The organism is Trichocoleus sp. FACHB-40, assembly GCF_014695915.1.
Taxonomy (GTDB): Bacteria; Cyanobacteriota; Cyanobacteriia; order Cyanobacteriales; family FACHB-T130; genus Funiculus; species Funiculus sociatus.
This window is the reverse complement of sequence record NZ_JACJPF010000112.1, coordinates 1-4165: the sequence shown is the minus strand read 5'-3', so window position 1 is coordinate 4165 and position 4165 is coordinate 1. Positions and strand designations below refer to the sequence as shown.

General features: G+C 46.1%; 3 protein-coding genes. All 3 read right to left on the bottom strand.

The window, feature by feature from the left end; genetic code table 11:
* On the bottom strand, positions 1-1771 hold a 1771-nt coding region (gene ilvD / locus H6F63_RS27405), incomplete at its 3' end, for a dihydroxy-acid dehydratase (RefSeq protein WP_190640456.1).
* Between the two features lie 460 nt (positions 1772-2231).
* Positions 2232-2948, bottom strand: a complete 717-nt coding sequence (locus H6F63_RS27400; protein WP_190640455.1) for a PEP-CTERM sorting domain-containing protein — start codon at positions 2946-2948, stop codon at positions 2232-2234.
* 304 nt (positions 2949-3252) lie between these two features.
* Complete coding sequence (locus H6F63_RS27395) at positions 3253-3801, bottom strand: PEP-CTERM sorting domain-containing protein (protein ID WP_190640454.1); 549 nt, start codon at positions 3799-3801, stop codon at positions 3253-3255.
* Positions 3802-4165: the final 364 nt, after the last annotated feature.

Sequence of the window (4165 nt, the reverse complement as noted above, 5' to 3'; positions counted from 1 at the left end):
CTGCACTCACCCGGCGCTGCCTCTTCTGTGCAGGCTTCCAAGCATCTTTGCCCTTTGCTTCCATTGCCCCACGACGGTTGGCTAATTCCTCCGCCGATAGCTCCACATTGATGCAGCGATTGGGGATGTCGATTTGGATCGGATCGCCGTCCTTGACCAGAGCAATGTTGCCGCCCGCTGCTGCCTCTGGAGAGGCATGACCAATCGAGAGGCCCGAAGTCCCACCTGAGAATCGACCATCGGTCAGTAATGCACAAACCTTGCCCAATCCCTTGGATTTAAGGTAACTTGTCGGATAGAGCATTTCCTGCATCCCAGGTCCACCGCGCGGACCTTCATAGCGAATGATCAACACGTCGCCTGGTTCCACTTCATCACCCAGAATTCCTTTGACAGCAGCATCTTGACTTTCATAAATGCGCGCCTTGCCTTTAAACACAAGGATGCTTGCGTCTACGCCTGCCGTCTTCACAATACAACCGCGCTCAGCCAGGTTGCCGTAGAGCACAGCCAGTCCGCCCTCGGTGCTGAAGGCGTTTTCAACGCGGCGGATACAGCCGTTTTCTCGGTCTAGGTCGAGTGAAGACCAACGGGTCGATTGACTGAACGCCTGCTGAGTTGGAATCCCCGCAGGACCCGCCTTGAAGAAGGTATGAACCGCTTCGTCATCAGTTCGCATAACATCCCAACGAGCGAGCGCTTCTTTCAGCGTTTGACTGTGGACTGTCGGCAAGTCTGTGTGGAGCAGACCAGCCCGATCTAGTTCGCTAAGAATGCCGGGAATGCCACCAGCACGGTGGACATCCTCGATATGGTAATTGGGAGTATTCGGTGCCACCTTGCAGAGTTGCGGAACTTGGCGCGAGAGACGATCAATGTCGGTCAAGGTGAAATTGACATCGGCTTCATGGGCGGCAGCCAGTAAGTGCAGAATGGTGTTGGTGGATCCGCCCATTGCGATATCCAGCATCATGGCATTCTCGAACGCTTTGAAACTGGCAACGGAGCGTGGCAGTACCGATTCATCGTCCTGCTCGTAGTAGCGGCGGGTAATCCTGACAATAGTGCGCGCGGCGTTGAGGAACAAATCCTTCCGGTCAAAATGGGTTGCAAGCACAGTGCCGTTACCAGGTAAGGAAAGCCCGATGGCTTCGGTGAGACAGTTCATGGAGTTGGCGGTGAACATGCCGGAGCAAGAGCCACAGGTCGGGCAGGCAGAACGCTCATATTCTTCGACAACCTCGTCGCTGATACGGTCGTTCGCGGCAGCCACCATCGCGTCCACTAAGTCCAGTTTGTGTTCCGAGAGCTTGGTCTTGCCCGCTTCCATAGGACCGCCGGAAACAAATACAGCCGGAATGTTGAGACGCAGAGCTGCCATCAACATACCGGGGGTAATTTTGTCACAGTTGGAAATGCAGACTAGGGCATCGGCACAATGGGCGTTGACCATGTACTCAACCGAATCGGCGATGATTTCGCGCGAGGGCAGACTGTAAAGCATTCCGTCATGACCCATAGCGATGCCATCATCCACGGCGATGGTGTTGAATTCTTTGGCGACACCACCAGCGGCTTCAATCTCGCGGCACACCAGTTGTCCCAGATCCTTCAAGTGAACGTGACCAGGTACGAATTGGGTAAAGGAGTTGGCAACTGCAATGATTGGCTTCTCAAAATCCTCAGTGTGCATTCCGGTGGCACGCCAGAGCGCGCGGGCACCGGCCATATTGCGTCCCTGGGTAGAGGTTCTGGAGCGATAGGTCGGCATGGCGCATCTTATTCGTCTAAGGGTTCTTAATAGTCTAGACTTTATGGTTACGTCGCAAAAACTTCGAGAGTGATAAAGGCTCTGTGTCAATTTTGTTGCCTTAAGCGATAAGTCCAAAGTGCTGTTGTTCTAAGAGAACCTTTATCGCTACGACGTAGGGGAGATGAGAATTGTATCGATTTAAAAGTTTAACAATATTAATTTAATAATACGAAAAATGATTTGTTATTCGACAGCAGTTTGAGGGCTTGTGAGACTGACAAAGCTAATAAGACGATTTACGAGACATTAGCGTTACGGATTCTGAGGGCTTGGGAAAGGTGCTTCAATCTGTGTCGTTAATGGTACTTTGGGAGCCTATCCTGCTTCACAGTTTAAAATATGATTTGAGCTGTATGACGGGGATAGGAAACGTTTTGAGGTTAATTTGTGACCATCGTAAATTCTGTCAACTGATAGCTTAATGTTGTGGGATTGTTTTATTCTGCTGATTAGATTTCTTTCGTTTCAGCCATTCTCCCAAGCATAGACCTATAGCTGAACCAAAGATGGTGGTTCGTTCAGGCACAGGCTTGGCAACCTCAGCGGTTTCAATTATCAGTCTTGTTGTGATAGGAGTTCCACGATAACCCCCCAGGGCGACGTTACCCAAGTTCAAGGCACGAATGCCAAACCCAGCAAAAGTATCGGCGTTTCTAACTCGTTGATTCAAAAAATGAGTTACGTCAAATGCAAGATCAAAGGTATCGAATGAAGTATTTACAGAACTTAAGAATACTCCTGCCTCAAAATCTGATGTTTCGGCTGTGCCGTTTCCTACATAGCCGAAGATACCAAGACTACCAGGGTTACCAATTCCAACCTCAGAGACCTCAAAAGTTGCAATACTAGTGTAAAAAACAGCACTGTTGACAACTGTATTAGGGGTAAAATAAAAACTGAGATTAAATTCGGCAAACTCTGCGTCTTCAACCTGTGCTGCCTTCCGAATACCGATAGTATTTTCAAGAGAAATCAGCAGGTCTCCTAGTCCGTCAGAGTTAGAATCTCTGACTACAAAGGCGGTAGTAGGTTGCAAGCTAAATGTAGCTGAATAAGCTTCTTGATTAGATCCTAAAGCAAAACCTAAAGCGGTGCAAACAGAGGTAACTGCGAATTTGGAGTAGAGATTGTTCATAAAAACTAAATTTCCTTTTATTGCAAATAATATGACTGGAAAGCTCACTCAGTAATCAAACTAGCTAAATACTAGCTAGTTTACTTAAAAAACGCTAGTTGTGTAGTTAAACTATTAAATTTTAACTAGAAAGTTCCGTACATAAGCTGTAGAAAGCAGGTAACGCTCGCCATTATCAAAACAGAACCGCTGCGACCATCGCCTCAAAGCGAATCATCGATCCATCCGCAAGCCGAACAATCCCAATGCACCGGGGCGTTTCGTATTGGCTATAAGTCATTTCACACCGGGACCCTACGTTTAATTATGTTGGCCTACTTAGCTTTTTCTTTACTAAGAAGCCTAGACCTAGAACACTCAGCCCCAAGGTTGTACTTCCCTCCGGAACAGACTTAGGAGGTTGTGCCCCATCTAGTAAGGTATATCTTACCTTTCCTCGGGGTGTTGGACCCTGACCAGGGTAACTAAAATCTATAGTCTTCCCTTCGATAATAAAAGTTCGATAACGACTGTACGTCAACCCTAAAATTTCCCCTCCCAAGAAAGACACAGTTTCTACCCTATCTTGCCCATTGCAACAATCAGGCCCTGTCAGCTGAGGTATCCCATTTAATATAAAAGAAAGGTCACTAACTGGAACTGTTTCAATATCTATTCCAGTGAGGGATGAATTTTCGTAGTTAAAAAAACCGAAACCGCTCTCGAAAAACTCATTGTTAGGACTTTCAACGTTATACACATCAAAACGATATCTGATTGTAGCTGCTTGGCTTGGTTTGGTTGAAATTGTAGCCAAGCTTAGGACTACACCAGCAGTTACAATAGCTAATTTGCTCAGGATTATGCTTGACATTCTTGTTCCTTTTAAAATTTCCTAAGCCTGGATTAGGCTTTTTACTCTCTGTGGTTTGTGTCACTTGACATTGTAATCCCCTAAGACAGCAAAATTGCGTACTTGTACTGAACCTTCATCATAAAAACATAAAAGCCAACAAGTAAATTGATAGAAATACCAGGGGGAATACACAAATTCCAATTTGTTGAGTGCAAAATTATACTGAGGTCAGATAAGGGATTAATTATTAGAATAACTAGGAAATAGGGGGTAGTGGTAAATATGTAGTGAAAAAATTACTACATAGATAGCGACGCATTATAATGATGGATAAAATACCATATAGCCCCAATGTGATTTTCTAAGTTTTTAGAAAAAGATA